This is a genomic window from Nocardioides sp. URHA0032 (genome assembly GCF_000620645.1).
Taxonomy (GTDB): Bacteria; Actinomycetota; Actinomycetes; order Propionibacteriales; family Nocardioidaceae; genus Nocardioides.
This window is the reverse complement of the sequence record NZ_JIAV01000018.1, coordinates 86,747-103,555: the sequence shown is the minus strand read 5'-3', so window position 1 is coordinate 103,555 and position 16,809 is coordinate 86,747. Positions and strand designations below refer to the sequence as shown.

The window sequence follows — 16,809 nt, the reverse complement described above, 5'->3', positions numbered from 1 at the left end:
CCACCTCTCGTCGCTGACCGCTGCCGAGGCGGACGGCGACGAGCGCACCATCGAGGCGGCCCTGCGCCCCCGGACCCTCGCCGAGGTGGTCGGCCAGGTCCGGGTCCGCGACCAGCTCGGACTGGTGCTCGAGGCAGCCCGACGGCGTGGCCGGGCACCGGACCACGTGCTGCTCTCCGGGCCGCCCGGACTCGGCAAGACGACGCTGGCCATGATCATCGCCAGCGAGATGACGTCCCCGCTCCGCCTCACCAGCGGGCCGGCCATCACGCACGCCGGCGACCTGGCGGCGATCCTGTCGGGGATGAACGAGGGCGACGTCCTCTTCGTCGACGAGATCCACCGGATGGCGCGGCCGGCCGAGGAGATGCTGTACATGGCGATGGAGGACTTCCGGGTCGACGTCGTCATCGGCAAGGGGCCGGGCGCGACCGCGATCCCGCTCGACATCCCGCCGTTCACGCTGGTCGGTGCGACCACCCGGGCCGGGCTGCTGCCGGGGCCGCTGCGGGACCGCTTCGGCTTCACCGCCCACCTCGAGTTCTACGAGCCGCACGAGCTCGACACGATCATCCACCGGTCTGCGGGCCTGCTCGGCGTCGACCTGGAGGTCGACGGCGCCGCCGAGATCGCCTCCCGGTCCCGCGGCACGCCCCGCATCGCCAACCGGCTGCTGCGCCGGGTCCGCGACTATGCCCAGGTGCGCGCGGACGGCGTGGTCACGCTGCCGGTCGCCCGCGCCGCACTGGACCTCTACGAGGTGGACGAGCTCGGACTGGACCGCCTCGACCGGGCCGTGATCGACGCGCTCTGCCGCCGCTTCGGCGGAGGGCCGGTCGGCGTCTCGACGCTGGCGGTGGCCGTCGGCGAGGAGCGCGAGACGGTGGAGGAGGTCGCCGAGCCGTTCCTCGTGCGCAACGGCTTCCTGGCCCGTACGCCGCGCGGCCGGGTCGCGACTCCCGCCGCCTGGGAGCACCTGGGCCTGAAGCCGCCGCCGATGCCGGCCGTGACCGACGGCGACGCCACCCTCTTCGAGGACTGACCGCACCCGGATTCGTGGCGTACGCCACCCCCACGGTTAGACTTGCGCGTCGGTCGGCCCGGTCTGGGCCACACCGCCCCTTTGACACGCTCGAGAGGTTGTTTCGTGCTGGAGTTGCTGCCGCTTGTCGGCATCGCCCTGCTCTTCTGGCTGTTCATCATCCGGCCAGCCAGTCGGCGGCAGAAGGAACTCGGCCGTATGCAGTCGTCGTTGGACGTGGGTGACGAGGTCGTCCTGACGTCGGGCATCTTCGGCACCGTGCGTGAGCTGCACGACGACCGGGTCGAGGTGGAGGTCGCCGACGGCGTGGTCATCGAGGTCGCGCGGGGGGCCATCGGCACGATCGCCACCCGGGCGGACGAGCCGGCCGACGAGCCGGTGGAGAACGACGAGACCGGCACGGTGGCCGGACCCGAGGAGAACTGACATGGCACGCAAGTCCGCGCGTCCGGGACGCACCCTCGTGGTGTTCTTCCTGACGGTCGCGATCGCCTACGGACTGGTCGCCATCGCGGGGACCTGGAAGCCGGCGCTCGGGCTGGACCTCAAGGGAGGCACCCGGATCACGATGATCGCGGACGGCAGCCCGTCGAAGGACAACCTCAACGAGGCCGCGAGCATCATCGACGAGCGCGTCAACGGCTCCGGCGTCTCCGAGGCGGAGGTCACCACCCAGGGCAGCCAGATCATCGTGGTCGAGGTTCCCGGCGACACGTCGAGCTCCCTGGTCGACACCGCGACCCGGACGGCACAGCTGCGGTTCCGCACCGTCGCGTGCAGCAGCCAGAACCCCGGCCCCTGCGGCAGCGGCGCCGCGCCGACGCAGCTCCCGAGTGCGAGCCCGTCGCTGTCGCTCCCGTCGAGCGAGCCGTCCAGCAAGCCCTCCGGCAAGCCGTCGGCCACGGCATCGCAGGGTGCGAGCCCCAAGAACCGCCCGGCCTTCGCCGCACCGAGCAGGACCCCGAAGCCGAGCGACAGCCCGAGTGCGTCCGAGTCCGCGTCGCCGTCGGGCTCGCCGTCGGCGTCCCCGAGCGCGACGACGACCGACGACCACGACCCGGCCAAGATGGGCCTGGCGTTCATGACCGACCCGGGTCAGGACGCCATCGACGCCTTCAACAAGTACACGTGCCCGTCGACCAAGCCGGTCGTGGACGACTCGGACACGTTCCTCGTCACCTGCGGCACCGGCGACGACGCGGCGACGAAGTACCTCCTCTCGCCGACGGTCGTCGAAGGCACCGACCTCACCAGCGCACAGGCGGGCGTGCCCGGCCAGTCCGGCGTGCAGTGGCAGGTCGACATCTCCATCGGCGGCCAGGGCAAGCAGGTCTTCGCCGACCTCTCCCAGAACATGGTGAACACCAACCAGCAGTTCGCGATCGTCCTCGACGGCCAGGTCATCTCCGCGCCGCAGTTCACCGGCGTGATCACCAACGGCGACTCGACGATCACCGGCGACTTCACGGAGACGTCCGCGAAGAGCCTGGCGACCAGCCTCAAGTACGGCTCGCTGCCGATCACCTTCAAGAAGGACGGCATCTCGGTCGAGCAGATCGGCGCCTCGCTGGCCGGCGACCAGCTCACGGCGGGCATCACGGCGGGCCTGATCGGCCTGCTGCTGGTGATGATCTACTGCCTGATCTACTACCGCGGCCTCGGCCTCGTGGTGATCGCCTCGCTCATCGTGGCGGCCGCCGTGACCTACGCGATGGTGCTGCTGCTCGGCAAGACGGCGGGCTTCACGCTGACGCTGCCCGGGATCGCGGGCCTGATCGTCGCGGTCGGCATCACCGCAGACTCCTTCATCGTGTACTTCGAACGCATCCGGGACGAGATGCGTGACGGGAAGTCGATGCGGGTCGCGGTGCAGGCCGGCTGGAAGCGCGCGCGGAACACCTGCCTGGCGGCGGACACCGTGTCGCTGCTGGCGGCCGTCGTGCTCTACATCTTCGCGGCCGGCGTCGTGAAGGGCTTCGCGTTCGCGCTCGGCCTCTCGACGCTGATCGACCTGGCGATCTTCTTCTGGTTCACCCACCCGATGGTGACCCTGCTCGGGAAGTACCGGTTCTTCAACCACGGTCACCGGCTCTCGGGCCTGAGCGCGGAGACGCTCGGCGTCGACCGCATCCACACGGCTGGAGGGACGGCCTGATGGGCAAGTTCTCGCGACTGGGCAACGACCTCTACTCGGGTCGCCGCTCCATCGACTTCGTCGGCCGCAAGTGGCTCTGGTACGCCATCTCGGGCGTGATCGTGCTCGCCGCGATCCTCGGCCTCTCGGTGCGCGGCCTGGACATGGGCATCGAGTTCGTCGGCGGCGCCGAGTACAAGGTCAAGCTCGCGTCCGGCGACGCGACCCAGGACCTCGCCGACCAGCTGCGCGACGACGTCGCCGCCACGGGGATCGACGCGGCGAAGCAGCCGGTGGTCACCACCAGCGGCAGCGGCTCCTCGAACTCGATCATCGTGCAGGTCAAGCCGGTCTCGAACGCCGAGAGCAAGCAGATCCTCGCCGTCATCACCGACAGCACCGGCGCCACGCAGGCCGACATCCAGACGACAGAGATCGGCCCGAGCTGGGGCAAGGAGATCGCCAAGCGGTCTGCCATCGGCCTGGTGGTATTCCTCGTGCTCGTCGTCCTCTTCATCTGGGCGTACTTCCGCGAGTGGAAGATGTCGATAGCCGGCATCGTGGCGCTGATCCACGACATCATCATCACCATCGGCGTCTACGCGATCTCGGGCTTCGAGGTCACGCCGGCCACGGTCACCGGCATCCTGACCATCCTCGGCTTCTCGCTGTACGACACCGTCGTGGTGTTCGACAAGGTGCGCGAGAACACGAAGAACCTCCGCGAGAGCCGGATGTCGTACGCCGAGGCCGCGAACCTCGCCGTCAACCAGACCCTGGTCCGGTCGATCAACACCTCGATCGTGGCGCTGATCCCGGTCGGCGCGATCCTGTACGTCGGAGCGGTCCAGCTCGGCGCCAGCACGCTGAAGGACCTCGCGCTCGCGCTGTTCGTCGGCATGGCGGCCGGCGCGTACTCCTCGATCTTCATCGCGACGCCGCTCCTGGTCCAGATGAAGGCCAACGAGACCGCGGTCCAGCAGGCCGAGCGCCGGGCGGTCCAGCGGCGCCGGGCCCTCGAGGCCGACCGGTACGCCGCGGTCCCGACGTTCGCCGAGGACATGCCGGCCGGCGACGAGCCCGGCCTCGACGACGAGTTCAGGGAGGATGCGCCGGTCTCCGGGGGCAGTGCCCTGGCTCGCGAGCCGCGCTCGCCCGAGGCGATGGGTCGTGGGCGGGACGTGCCACAGCAGGCACGACCGGTCCAGAAGAGCGCGTCCTCCGGCCGCCAGCAGCCGACCCGCCAGACGAAGTCCAAGCGCGGCAAGAAGTGATCCACGCCGATGGCTGACTCCGGCCCGGGGCTGGCCCGCGCGCTCGCGCTGATCGCGGACGTACCGGACTTCCCCGAGCCCGGGATCCTCTTCAAGGACATCACCCCGCTGCTCGACGACCACACGGCCTTCACGACGGTCATCGAGGCACTGGCGGACGCCGGCCGCGACGACGGCGGGAGGCCGGTCGTCGACAAGGTGCTCGGCATGGAGTCGCGCGGATTCATCCTCGGGGCCCCGGTCGCACTCACCCTGGGAGTGGGCTTCGTGCCGGTCCGCAAGGCCGGGAAGCTGCCCCGCGAGACGTACGCCGTGTCCTACGCCCTCGAGTACGGCGAGGCCACCCTCGAGATCCACCGCGACGCCCTGGCGCCGGGGGACCGGCTCCTGCTGGTCGACGACGTGCTCGCCACCGGCGGGACCGCCCGGGCGACCCTGGACCTGGTCCAGAAGTGCGGCGCGTCGGTGCACGGCGTGGCCATGCTGATGGAGCTCGCCTTCCTCCCGGGGCGCGAGACGCTCGGCGACGTACCCCTGACGACGCTCCTCACCGTGTGACGGCGACCTAGACTGACGACGTGACCGAGGAGAGCACCGCCCACGCTGCCGAGCGGGAGCGGCGCGCGCCGGAGACGGCGTCCTCGACCCGGAGCATGCGCGCCCGGCTGGCGCGGATGGGCACCCGCAACCAGTCGGCCAACCCGGTCCTCGAGCCGCTGTTCCGCTCCGTGCGGGCGAACCACCCGAAGGCCGACCTGGCGCTGCTCGAGCGGGCGTACCTCACCGCCGAGAAGATGCACGGCACCCAGACCCGCAAGAGCGGCGACCCGTACATCACCCACCCGCTGGCCGTGACGTCGATCCTCGCCGACATCGGGATGACCGAGTCGACCCTGGCCGCGGCCCTGCTGCACGACACCGTCGAGGACACGCCGTACACGCTCGAGCAGGTGCGGCAGGACTTCGGCGAGGAGGTCGCCCAGCTCGTCGACGGCGTGACGAAGCTCGACAAGGTCAAGTACGGCGACTCCGCGCAGGCCGAGACCATCCGCAAGATGATCGTCGCGATGTCGCGCGACATCCGGGTCCTCGTCATCAAGCTCGCCGACCGGCTGCACAACATGCGCACGCTGCGCTACGTGCGGCAGGAGACGCAGGAGCGGGTGGCCCGCGAGACGCTCGACATCTACGCCCCGCTGGCACACCGGCTCGGCATGAACACCATCAAGTGGGAGCTCGAGGACCTCGCCTTCGCGACGCTGCACCCGAAGATCTACGACGAGATCGTGCGGATGGTCGCCGAGCGGGCGCCGTCCCGCGACCAGTTCCTCGCCGAGGTGATCGCCCAGGTCGAGGCAGACCTGCGCGAGGCCAAGGTGAAGGCGACCGTCACCGGCCGCCCGAAGCACTACTACTCGATCTACCAGAAGATGATCGTCGGAGGCCGCGACTTCTCCGACATCTACGACCTGGTCGGCATCCGCGTGCTCGTCGAGAACGACCGCGACTGCTACACGGTCCTCGGCATCCTGCACGCGCGCTGGAACCCGGTCCTCGGCCGGTTCAAGGACTACGTCGCGATGCCGAAGTTCAACATGTACCAGTCGCTGCACACGACGGTCATCGGCCCGCAGGGCAAGCCGGTCGAGCTGCAGATCCGCACGTTCGCGCAGCACCGCCGGGCCGAGTACGGCGTCGCCGCGCACTGGAAGTACAAGGAGAACGGCCGCGCCGGTGTGGACACCGACCGTGCCGCCGACCTCGACGACATGACCTGGGTGCGCCAGCTCCTGGACTGGCAGAACGAGGTCGAGGACCCGGGCGAGTTCCTGGAGTCGCTCCGCTTCGAGATCAATCGCGCCGAGGTCTACGTCTTCACGCCGCGCGGGGACGTCATCGCGCTGCCGACCGGTGCGACCCCGGTCGACTTCGCGTACGCCGTGCACACCGAGGTCGGGCACCACACGATCGGCGCCCGGGTCAACGGCCGCCTGGTCCCCCTGGAGTCCGCGCTCGAGAACGGCGACGTGGTCGAGGTCTTCACGTCCAAGTCGCCGACCGCGGGCCCGTCCCGCGACTGGCTCGGCTTCGTGAAGTCACCGCGGGCCCGCTCCAAGATCCGCCAGTGGTTCACCAAGGAGCGGCGCGAGGAGGCGATCGACCGCGGCAAGGAGCAGATCGCGAAGCTGATGCGCAAGGAGGGACTGCCGCTGAAGCGGCTGATGTCCCACGAGTCGCTGATGCTGGCCGCGGTCCACTTCAAGCTCGCGGACGTCTCCGCTCTCTACGCCGCGGTCGGCGAGGGCAACATCAGCGCGCAGGCCGTCGTACGCCGCGTGATCGACCTGCACGGCGGCGACGAGGGCGCTGCGGAGGACCTGTCCGAGGGCGTGACGATCACCGGCCGGCGCGGCCGCGCCAAGGTCCAGGCGGGTGGCGACGCCGGTGTGATCGTCAAGGGTGCCCCGGACGTGTGGGTGAAGCTCGCCAAGTGCTGCACCCCGGTGCCCCCGGACCCGATCCTCGGCTTCGTCACCAAGGGCGGGGGAGTGTCGGTGCACCGGCAGACCTGCACCAACGCCAAGAGCCTGCAGTCCCAGCCGGAGCGGCTGCTCGACGTCGAGTGGGCGCCGACCGGGCAGTCCAGCTTCCTGGTCAACATCCAGGTGGAGGCGCTCGACCGGGCCCGGCTGCTCTCCGACATCACGATGGCGCTGTCGGATGCGCACGTGGACATCCTCAGCGCCAACCTCTCGACCTCCCGGGACCGGGTCGCGAAGAGCCGGTTCACCTTCGAGATGGCCGAGGCCAAGCACCTCGACACCGTGCTCAAGGCCGTCCGCTCGGTGCCCGGCGTCTTCGACGCCTACCGGGTCACCCAGTAGCCGCCCGGCTCACCTCAGGACGGAGAGCGACGGAGCGCGTCAGCCCGAGAAGTCGGCGCTGGCGCGCTTCGCCATCTCCAGGAAGGACTGCCGGGAGGCGAGGTTCTCCTCGAGCTCCGCGACCTTCCTGTCGTTGCCCGCGGCGCGTGCCTTGTCGAGATCGGACTCGACCTGGGCGATCGCCGCCTCGAGCTTGGAGACCATGTCGTCGGCGCGGGCCGACTTCTCGGGGTCCGACGTGCGCCAGTGCTCGTCCTCGACGCCCCGGATCTCCTGCTCGACGCGGCGGATCCGGCCCTCGAGGTCACGCATCCGGTCTCGCGGGACCTTGCCCGCGGCGTCCCAGCGGTCGGCGATCTCACGGAACGCCCGCTTGGCGGCCTCCAGGTCGGTCACCGGCAGCAGCGCCTCGGCCTCGACCAGCAGCTGCTCCTTGACCACGGCGTTCGCGGCGAACTCCTGGTCCTGCTCGGCGGCCGCGGCGTCGCGGGCGCCGAAGAACGTGTCCTGGGCGCCGCGGAAGCGCTTCCACAGCGCGTCGTCGACCTCGCGCGGTGCCGGTCCGGCGGCCTTCCACTGCCGCATCAGCTCGCGGTAGCGGCCGGCGGTCGGACCCCAGTCCGTCGAGGTCGCCAGCTCCTCCGCCTCGGTCGCGAGGCGCTCCTTGACGGACCGGGCCTGGTCCCGCTTCTCGTGCTGCTCGGCGAAGTGCGCCTTCCGGCGGCGCGTGTACGCCGTGCGCGCGGTCGAGAACCGCCGCCACAGGGAGTCGTCCGAGGCGCGGTCGATCCGGGGCAGCGCCTTCCACTCGTCGAGCAGCTCACGCATCCGGTTGGCGCCGTTGCGCCAGTCGCTGCCCTCGGCGAGCCGCTCGGCCTCGGCCACGATCCGCTCCTTGCCCGCACGCGACTCGGCGGTGCGCTGCGCCCGCTCGGCCTTGCGGGCCTCGCGCTGCTCGTCCAGGAGGGGGCTGAGCGCATCGAGCCTGGCCAGCAGGGAGGCCAGGTCACCCACGGCGTTCGCACTCCCGACCTGCTCGCGAACCGTGCGCACCGACGTGGCCGCCTCGTCCGGCGCCATCACCCCGGACCTGATCCGCTGGTCGAGGAGGTCGACCTCGAAAGCGAGCGCGTCGTACCGCTCGGTGAAGAACTTCAGTGCCTCCTCGGGCGTGCCCTCGGGGTACTGGCCGACGGGGCGTTCCCCGTCCGCTGTCTTCACGTAGACGGTGCCGTCGTCATCGACACGGCCCCAATCGTGGCTCGTCACTGCTTCGCTCCGCTCGCTGCTGGTCGTGGCACGCCCATGCTAGTCAAGGAGCCGGCCGGCCCGCCGGGACGATTGCGGTGCGTCGCCCTCCCGCACCGGGTGCGGCGCCGCTCCTCCGCCCTCGCTAGGCTGCCGGGGTGTTGATCGCCGGATTCCCCGCGGGCCCGTGGGGCACGAACTGCTACGTGGCAGCGACCGGTCCGGGCTCGGAGTGCGTGGTCATCGATCCCGGGAAGGACGCCGCCGAGGGCATCGCCGAGGTGGTCCGGGAGCACCGGCTCAAGCCGGTCGCCGTCCTGGTCACCCACGGTCACGTCGACCACATGTGGTGCGTCGCGCCGGTCGCGGGAACCTACGACGCGACCGCGTGGATCCACCCCGCCGACCGGCACCTGCTCGCGGACCCGATGGCGGGGATGTCCGCGGAGACCACGCAGATGCTGCTCGGCGGGAACTACGAGTTCGCGGAGCCGGACGACGTCCGTGAGCTGGCGGACCTCCAGGAGCTCGAGCTGGCCGGGCTGCGCTTCGTGGTCGACCACGCGCCCGGCCACACGGAGGGCTCGGTCGCGTTCCGCTCGCCGTACCAGCGTGACGACATCTCGGAAGTGATGTTCTCCGGCGACCTGCTCTTCGCCGGATCGATCGGGCGCACCGACCTGCCCGGCGGGGACCACCCGACCATGCTGCGCAGCCTCGCGGAGAAGGTGCTCACCCTGCCCGACGACGTCGTGGTGCTGCCCGGCCACGGCGAGCAGACGTCGATCGGCCGCGAGCGGGCGACCAACCCGTTCCTCCTCGAGCTGCAGTCCAGCGGCGACTCCGCCCGCGTCACCCGAGGCCTGTGATCCCGTGAGCGCCAAGCCGACCCCGCTCAGCGGGTTCCCCGAGCTGCTTCCTGCGGCACGCGTCGTCGAGCGTGAGGTGGTGGCGTCGTTGTCGCGCACCTTCGAGCTGCACGGCTTCACCAACATCGAGACCAGGGTGGTCGAGCCCCTCGACCGGCTGGCGAAGGGCGGCGAGATCGACAAGGAGATCTACGTCCTCCGCCGCCTCCAGGCCGGGGACGAGGACGGCGACTCCGGGCTCGGCCTGCACTTCGACCTGACCGTGCCCTTCGCGCGCTACGTGCTCGAGCACGCGGGGCACCTGGAGTTCCCGTTCCGGCGATTCCAGATCCAGCCCGCGTGGCGCGGCGAGCGTCCGCAGGAGGGCCGCTACCGCCAGTTCACCCAGGCCGACGTCGACATCGTCGGCCGGGACGTGCTGCCGTTCCACCACGACGTCGAGGTGATGCGCGTGATGGTCGACGCGCTCGACGCGCTGCCGATCCCGCCGGTGAGCTTCCAGTTCAACAACCGCAAGCTGATCCAGGGCTTCTACCGCGGTCTCGGGCTGCCGGACGTCACGGTCGCGATCCGCACCATCGACAAGCTCGACAAGCTGCCCGCCGGGACGGTCGCCGAGCTGCTCGTCAGCGACGCGGGCGCGACACCCGAGCAGGCGCAGCGCTGCCTCGAGCTGGCGACGATCCGCGTCGCCGACACCTCGTTCGTCGACCGGGTGCGCGCACTGGGCGTCGACGACCCGCTCCTCGACGAGGGTCTCGCCGAGCTCGCCGCGGTCGTCGAGGGCTGTGCGGCGGGTGGTCACGAGCACGTCACCGTGGAGGCCAACCTGCGCATCGCGCGCGGGCTCGACTACTACACGGGCACCGTGGTCGAGATCTTCATGGCCGGCTACGAGCGCCTGAAGTCGGTCGGCGGCGGCGGGCGGTACGACGCGCTCGCGTCCGACGGGCGCTCGACGTACCCCGGCGTGGGGGTGTCGTTCGGCGTCTCCCGCACGCTGATCCCGTTGCTCGCCGACGGCGTGGTGGCCGGCAGCCGGCCGGTGCCGAGCGCGGTGCTGGTGGCGGTGACCGACGAGGAGACCCGTCCGGCGAGCACCGCCGTCGCGGACGCGCTGCGCCGGCGCGGCATCCCGTGCGAGGTGGCGGCGAGCGCGCAGAAGTTCGGCAAGCAGATCCGGTACGCCGAGCGCCGCGGGATCCCGTTCGTGTGGTTCCCGGGCGACCCCGCCGGACCCGGGGGCGACCAGGTCAAGGACATCCGGTCGGGGGAGCAGGTGGCGGCCGACCCCGCCGCGTGGAGCCCGCCCGAGGAGGACCTGCGACCGCAGGTCGTCGTCAGCAACGAGGAGAAGAAGCAGTGATCCGCACCCAGGACGCCGGCGCACTCCGCGCCGAGCACGCCGGCCAGACCGTCACCCTCGCGGGATGGGTGGCCAACCGGCGCGACCACGGCGGGGTCGCGTTCATCGACCTGCGCGAGGCGAGCGGCGTCGTGCAGGTCGTGATCCGGGACGAGGCCGTCGCCCACCACCTGCGCGCGGAGTACTGCCTCAAGGTCACCGGTGAGGTCGCCCTCCGCAAGGAGGGCAACGAGAACCCGAACCTCGCGACCGGCGAGATCGAGGTGGTCGCCAGCGCCGTCGAGGTGCTCAGCGCAGCGGCGCCGCTGCCGTTCCCCATCAGCGAGCACGTCGAGGTCGGCGAGGAGGCCCGCCTCAAGCACCGGTACCTCGACCTCCGCAGGCCGGCGCCGAACCACGCGATCCGCCTGCGCAGCAAGGTGAACAAGGCCGCGCGCGACGTCCTCGACGCCCAGGGGTTCGTCGAGATCGAGACCCCGACCCTGACCCGCTCGACGCCCGAGGGCGCTCGGGACTTCCTGGTGCCGGCGCGACTCCAGCCCGGCAGCTGGTACGCGCTGCCGCAGAGCCCGCAGCTGTTCAAGCAACTGCTCATGGTCGCGGGCATGGAGCGCTACTTCCAGATCGCCCGCTGCTACCGCGACGAGGACTTCCGCGCGGACCGGCAGCCGGAGTTCACCCAGCTCGACATCGAGATGAGCTTCGTGGAGCAGGACGACGTCATCGCCGTCGCCGAGGAGATCCTGGTCGCGCTGTGGAAGCTGATCGGCCACGACGTGCCGACCCCGCTGCCGCGGATGACCTACGCCGAGGCGATGGCCCGGTTCGGCTCCGACAAGCCAGACCTGCGGATGGGCCTGGAGCTCGTCGAGTGCACCGACTACTTCCGGGAGACGCCGTTCCGGGTCTTCCAGGCGCCGTACGTCGGTGCCGTCGTGATGCCCGGGGGAGCGAGCCAGCCCCGCAAGCAGCTGGACGCCTGGCAGGAGTGGGCCAAGCAGCGCGGCGCCCGCGGCCTGGCGTACGTCCTGGTGCAGGAGGACGGCGAGCTCGGCGGCCCCGTCGCGAAGAACATCACCGACGAGGAGAAGGCCGGCCTGGCCGCGCACGTCGGCGCCCAGCCGGGCGACTGCATCTTCTTCGCGGCCGGTCCGGTCAAGAGCAGCCGGGCGCTGCTGGGCGCCGCACGCCTCGAGATCGGCCGCCGCGCCGGCCTCATCGACGAGTCCGCGTGGGCCTTCACCTGGATCGTGGACGCACCGCTGTTCGAGCCCGCCGACGAGGCGACGGCTGCCGGTGACGTCGCGGTCGGGAGTGGCGCGTGGACGGCGGTCCACCATGCCTTCACCTCGCCGCAGGCGCTCGACAGCTTCGACACCGATCCCGGCAACGCGCTGGCCTGGGCCTACGACATCGTCTGCAACGGCAACGAGATCGGCGGCGGCTCCATCCGTATCCACCGCGAGGACATCCAGAAGCGGGTGTTCGCGATCATGGGTATCGACGAGGCCGAGGCCGAGGAGAAGTTCGGCTTCCTCCTCGAGGCGTTCAAGTACGGCGCGCCGCCGCACGGCGGCATCGCGTTCGGCTGGGACCGGATCGTCGCGCTCCTCGCCGGCAGCGACTCGATCCGAGACGTGATCGCATTCCCCAAGTCCGGCGGGGGTTTCGACCCCCTCACCGCAGCTCCTGCGCCGATCACGGCGGCGCAGCGGAAGGAGGCCGGTGTCGACGCCCCGGCCGTGCAGGAAGTCCGGTCCGAGGGCTGATCCAGCGGACGTGTAACAAGTCAGCGTCGAGACCAGATCGTTACAAGCAGATGACCCGATGATGCGGCGGCGTCACATAGAGTCGCACCGGTCGCCGGCCCCCAGGTGTCCGTGATCCGGACGCCCGGAACCGACGACGACGCACATCCGACACGACAGAGGTGCCATGTCAGTTCAGGCTTCGAACCTGGAGAGTGAGCAGCTTCCGGATCCCACCGCGGGACCCGGGGGAGATCTCAGCAAGATCGCCGGCCAGTCGCCGACTCGTCTCGCGGTGGGCCGCTTCCGCCGCGACAAGCTGTCGATGATCGCGTTCGTCGTCGTCGTCCTCTACTTCGCGGCCGCGGTCGCGGCGCCGTTCCTCGTGAAGGCCGGCGTGCTGGACCCGACGAGCTTCAACCCCGACCTGATCGACGGCAACACCGGCGGCCTGCCGATCGGCAGGCTCGGCGGCGTCAGCTGGGACCACCCGCTCGGCGTCGAGCCCGGCACCGGCCGCGACGTGCTGTCGCGCGTCTGGTACGGCATCACGTTCTCGCTGGCGATCGCGATCTCGGCCACGATCATCGCGATCGGCCTCGGCACCGTGCTCGGCATCATCGCCGGCTTCACCGGCGGCTGGATCGACGCGATCATCGGCCGCTCGATCGACCTGACGCTGTCGTTCCCGCAGACGCTGATGCTGCTGGCCCTCTCGAGCCTCGGCGTGGCCTTCCTCGCCACCTACCTGCCGGGAACCGCCTCCGACGACATACCCAACGGTGTCTACGTCATCCTCGTGCTCGGCATGTTCGGGTGGCCCGGCATCGCCCGCATCATCCGAGGGCAGGTGCTCTCGGTCCGGGAGCGGGAGTTCGTCGACGCCGCGGTGCTGCTCGGTGCGCCCCGGCGCCGGATCTACTTCAAGGAGATCCTGCCGAACCTGTGGGCCCCGCTGCTGGTCACCTTCACGCTGACCATGCCGGTCTACGTCTCCGCGGAGGCCGCGCTGAGCTACCTGGGCGTCGGCATCCACCCGCCGACGCCGACGCTGGGCAACGTGCTGCGGAGCTCGATCAACTACTCCAGCGCCGACTTCCTGTTCTTCTTCGCCCCGGCCTTCCTGATCATGATCATCGTGGTCAGCTTCAACCTGCTGGGTGACGGGATCCGTGACGCGCTCGACCCCAAGGCCGCGCGCTGACCACCAGTTGAATGCACCAGACTTCGGCGACACAGCGTCGTCGAATGTGCCGCCGCTCCAGGCGCGTCACACACTCAAGGAGAAGTAATGTTCAAGTATCGAAAGCGGGTGTTCGCGGCTACGGCTGCGGTCGCGCTCGCCGCCGGTCTGGCCGCCTGTGGCGGCAGCAGCGACGGCAGCAGCAACCCTGGCAACAGCGAGCCCACCTCCGACGCCAAGGGCGGCGACCTTCTCTACTACCTCTACACGCCGATCGAGCACCTCGACCCGCAGCGCGTGTACGTCGGTCGTGACATCACCAACCTGAGCCGGACGGTCTACCGGACGCTGGTGTCGTTCCCGATCTCCAACGACCCCGACACCGCCAACACCCCGGTCGCGGACCTCGCGACCGACACCGGCACCTCCACCGAGGGCGGCAAGGTCTGGTCGTTCACCGTCAAGGACGGCGTCAAGTGGGAGGACGGCCAGCCCGTCACCTGTGAGGACTTCAAGTACGGCGCGTCGCGCGCGTTCGCGACCGACGTCATCACCGGTGGCCCGAACTACATCCTCAGCTACCTGGACATCCCGACCGACAAGTCGACGGGCCTTCCGGCGTACACCGGCCCCTACACCAACAAGGGCTCGCAGTACTTCGACAAGGCTGTCACGTGTGACGGCAACACCATCACGTACCACTTCAACAAGCCGTGGCCGGACTTCCCGCTGGCGATCGCGGGTCTGCACATGATGGACCCGTACCGCAAGGACAAGGACCAGGGCGACAAGTCCAACTACCAGATCTTCTCCAACGGCCCGTACAAGCTGGACGGCACGTGGAACAAGAACAAGGGTGGCACGCTGGTCCGCAACGACAACTACGACGCGTCCACGGACTCGCCGGAGCTGCGCAAGGCCCTGCCGGACTCGATCGAGTTCCAGATCGGTCTGACCCCGGAGAACCAGTACGACCGCCTCGTGGCCGACACCGACCCGAACGCGATCACCGGCACCTCCGTGCCGCCGGCGTACTACAGCCAGATCGAGGGCCCGGTCGCTGACCGCTCGGTCCTGGTGGACTCGCCGTACGTCTACTACCTGGTCCCGAACTTCCGCAGCGCGGTCATGAAGGACCCGGCTGTCCGGAAGGCGCTCGCGGTCGCGACGAACTCCGACGCGTACAACGTCGCGCTCGGTGGCGACAAGGCTGGTGCGCCGGCCGAGTCGATCGTCAGCCCGGCTGTGGTCGGCTACAAGGCCAACGACGCGTTCTCGGGCTCCAACTCGGGTGACCCGGACGCTGCCAAGCAGATCCTGGAGGACGCCGGCGTCTCGATGCCGGTCCCGGTGAAGTTCACCTACCCGACCTCGGACACCGCCGACAAGTGGGCGGCCGCTCTGAAGGAGACCTGGGACAAGGCCGGCTTCGACGTGACCCTCGACGGCCTCGGTGACACCTACTACACCGTCATCCAGAAGCCGGACAAGGACTCCGACGTCATGTGGGGTGGCTGGGGTGCCGACTGGCCGTCCGCCATCACCGTGACGGCTCCGCTGTTCGACAGCCGCCCGAACCTGACCGCGGCCTCCGACGGCCAGGACTACGGCGCCTACGACAGCGACGAGTTCAACAAGCTGGTCGACGAGGCGCAGAACGCGTCCGACCTCGACGCGCAGACCGCCGCGCTCCAGCAGGCCGACGAGCAGCTCGGCCAGGACTACGCCTACATCCCGCTGAGCATCACGAAGTTCTACATGGTGTACGGCTCCAAGGTCACCAACTACACGACGACCCCGTCGTCGAACGGTTACCCGGACCTCGGCGCCATCGGCGTGGAGAGCTGATCGCTCAGCACCTGATACACCGGTAACACAGTGTCGGGCGGTCGCCGCAGGCGGCCGCCCGACGCCCGGGGGTGAGGACCTCGTCGAGGGGTCCTCACCCTCACCTCCGTCCAGGGTGCATGCTGGTGCCAGCACAACCTGCTGAACCGGCTCGCAACCCGAAACTGAATCCCTCCCCGAGGTGGTCCCACCCATGTTCGCCTACGTCATCCGCCGCCTGTTCATCGGCGCGATCCTGCTGCTGGTGATGAGCCTGGTGACGTTCGTGCTGTTCTTCGCCTCGCCCGTCGACCCCGGGCGCTACGCATGCGGCAAGAACTGCTCGCCCGCCCAGATCAAGCAGACCAACAAGGCGCTCGGCTACGACAAGCCGGTCATCGAGCAGTGGACCGACTTCCTCCGGGGCGTCGTCGTCGGCCGCGAGTACCCCGACGACCCCGAGCTGCGCGCAGCGGCTCCCCAGCTCGTCACCGAGTGCCCCGCCCCGTGCCTGGGCTACTCGGTCGTGAACACCTCCACCGTCAACGCGGAGATCAAGGAGGCGTTCCCCATCTCGCTCTCGCTGGCGCTGGCCGCGCTGCTGATGTGGGTGTCCGGCGGCGTGCTCTTCGGCGTCATCGCCGCGGTCCGAAAAGGCACGATCATCGACCGCGGCATCGTCGCGCTGTCGCTCGTCTTCTACGCGTTCCCCGCGTTCTTCATCGGTATCTTCCTGCTCAAGTTCGTGGCCATCAAGTGGGAGCTCGTCCCGCCACCGACCTACACCCCGATCGCGGAGGGCGGTATCGGCCTCTGGCTCCAGGGCCTGCTGCTGCCCGGCCTGACGCTGGCGCTCCTCTACATGGCCGGCTACGTGCGGATGACGCGGGCCTTCGTGCTCGAGTCGATGACCGAGGACTACATCCGGACCGCCAGGGCCAAGGGGCTCAAGAGCCGCCGGGTGCTCGTCAAGCACAGCATGCGGGCGGCACTCACCCCTCTGGTCACCCTCGTCGGCCTCGACTTCGCCGGCCTGATGGGTGGCGCGATCATCACCGAGACAGTGTTCAACTACAATGGACTCGGCAAGCTGGCGGTCGAGGCGAACCAGACCTACGACCTGCCGACGATCATCGGGCTGGTGCTCCTGCTGGGCACGTTCGTGATCATCGCCAACATCATCGTCGACGTCCTGTACGCCGTCATCGACCCGCGCGTCCGCGTGGGCTGAGG

13 protein-coding genes are annotated in these 16,809 nt (G+C 69.8%); 12 read left to right on the top strand and 1 reads right to left on the bottom strand.

The genetic code is table 11. From position 1 onward, the window contains the following. Nucleotides 1–13: 13 nt before the first annotated feature. The 6 genes from ruvB to N538_RS0107305 all read left to right on the top strand — a co-directional run bounded on the left by ruvB (nt 14) and on the right by N538_RS0107305 (nt 7,335). Nucleotides 14–1,042: a Holliday junction branch migration DNA helicase RuvB gene (gene ruvB / locus N538_RS0107330; protein WP_442937152.1), complete on the top strand. Its 1,029-nt coding sequence runs from the start codon at nt 14–16 to the stop codon at nt 1,040–1,042. A gap of 105 nt (nt 1,043–1,147) precedes the next feature. Next, complete coding sequence (yajC, locus tag N538_RS0107325; RefSeq protein ID WP_028636781.1) at nt 1,148–1,468, top strand: preprotein translocase subunit YajC; 321 nt, start codon at nt 1,148–1,150, stop codon at nt 1,466–1,468. 1 nt (nt 1,469) lies between these two features. Then, nucleotides 1,470–3,197, top strand: coding sequence for a protein translocase subunit SecD (secD, locus tag N538_RS0107320; protein WP_028636780.1), 1,728 nt, complete (start codon nt 1,470–1,472; stop codon nt 3,195–3,197). Beyond that, nucleotides 3,197–4,450, top strand: a complete 1,254-nt coding sequence (gene secF, locus N538_RS0107315) for a protein translocase subunit SecF (RefSeq protein WP_028636779.1) — start codon at nt 3,197–3,199, stop codon at nt 4,448–4,450. Before secD ends, secF begins: the two co-directional genes overlap by 1 nt. A gap of 9 nt (nt 4,451–4,459) precedes the next feature. Then, on the top strand, nt 4,460–5,008 hold the full coding sequence (locus N538_RS0107310) for an adenine phosphoribosyltransferase (protein WP_051548931.1): 549 nt from the start codon (nt 4,460–4,462) through the stop codon (nt 5,006–5,008). Between the two features lie 95 nt (nt 5,009–5,103). Further along, nucleotides 5,104–7,335, top strand: a complete 2,232-nt coding sequence (locus N538_RS0107305; protein ID WP_028636777.1) for a RelA/SpoT family protein — start codon at nt 5,104–5,106, stop codon at nt 7,333–7,335. A 39-nt stretch (nt 7,336–7,374) separates the two neighbouring features. On the opposite strand, the gene N538_RS0107300 is transcribed toward N538_RS0107305, so the two are convergent. Next, nucleotides 7,375–8,604: a DUF349 domain-containing protein gene (locus N538_RS0107300; RefSeq protein ID WP_028636776.1), complete on the bottom strand. Its 1,230-nt coding sequence runs from the start codon at nt 8,602–8,604 to the stop codon at nt 7,375–7,377. Between the two features lie 137 nt (nt 8,605–8,741). On the opposite strand from N538_RS0107300, the gene N538_RS0107295 reads away from it, so the two are divergent. The 6 genes from N538_RS0107295 (at nt 8,742) to N538_RS0107270 (ending at nt 16,807) form a co-directional block, all read left to right on the top strand. Beyond that, entirely contained in the window at nt 8,742–9,452 is a 711-nt protein-coding gene (locus N538_RS0107295) for an MBL fold metallo-hydrolase (protein ID WP_028636775.1), read from the top strand. A 4-nt stretch (nt 9,453–9,456) separates the two neighbouring features. Further along, nucleotides 9,457–10,818 (top strand): histidine--tRNA ligase, encoded by a 1,362-nt coding sequence (hisS, locus tag N538_RS0107290; protein ID WP_028636774.1) that lies wholly within the window; start codon nt 9,457–9,459, stop codon nt 10,816–10,818. Beyond that, nucleotides 10,815–12,587: an aspartate--tRNA ligase gene (gene aspS, locus N538_RS0107285; RefSeq protein WP_028636773.1), complete on the top strand. Its 1,773-nt coding sequence runs from the start codon at nt 10,815–10,817 to the stop codon at nt 12,585–12,587. Before hisS ends, aspS begins: the two co-directional genes overlap by 4 nt. A gap of 166 nt (nt 12,588–12,753) precedes the next feature. Continuing rightward, on the top strand, nt 12,754–13,770 hold the full coding sequence (locus tag N538_RS0107280; RefSeq protein WP_028636772.1) for an ABC transporter permease: 1,017 nt from the start codon (nt 12,754–12,756) through the stop codon (nt 13,768–13,770). Between the two features lie 87 nt (nt 13,771–13,857). Next, complete coding sequence (locus N538_RS0107275) at nt 13,858–15,597, top strand: ABC transporter substrate-binding protein (RefSeq protein WP_028636771.1); 1,740 nt, start codon at nt 13,858–13,860, stop codon at nt 15,595–15,597. A 193-nt stretch (nt 15,598–15,790) separates the two neighbouring features. After that, nucleotides 15,791–16,807, top strand: a complete 1,017-nt coding sequence (locus N538_RS0107270; RefSeq protein ID WP_028636770.1) for an ABC transporter permease — start codon at nt 15,791–15,793, stop codon at nt 16,805–16,807. Nucleotides 16,808–16,809: the final 2 nt, after the last annotated feature.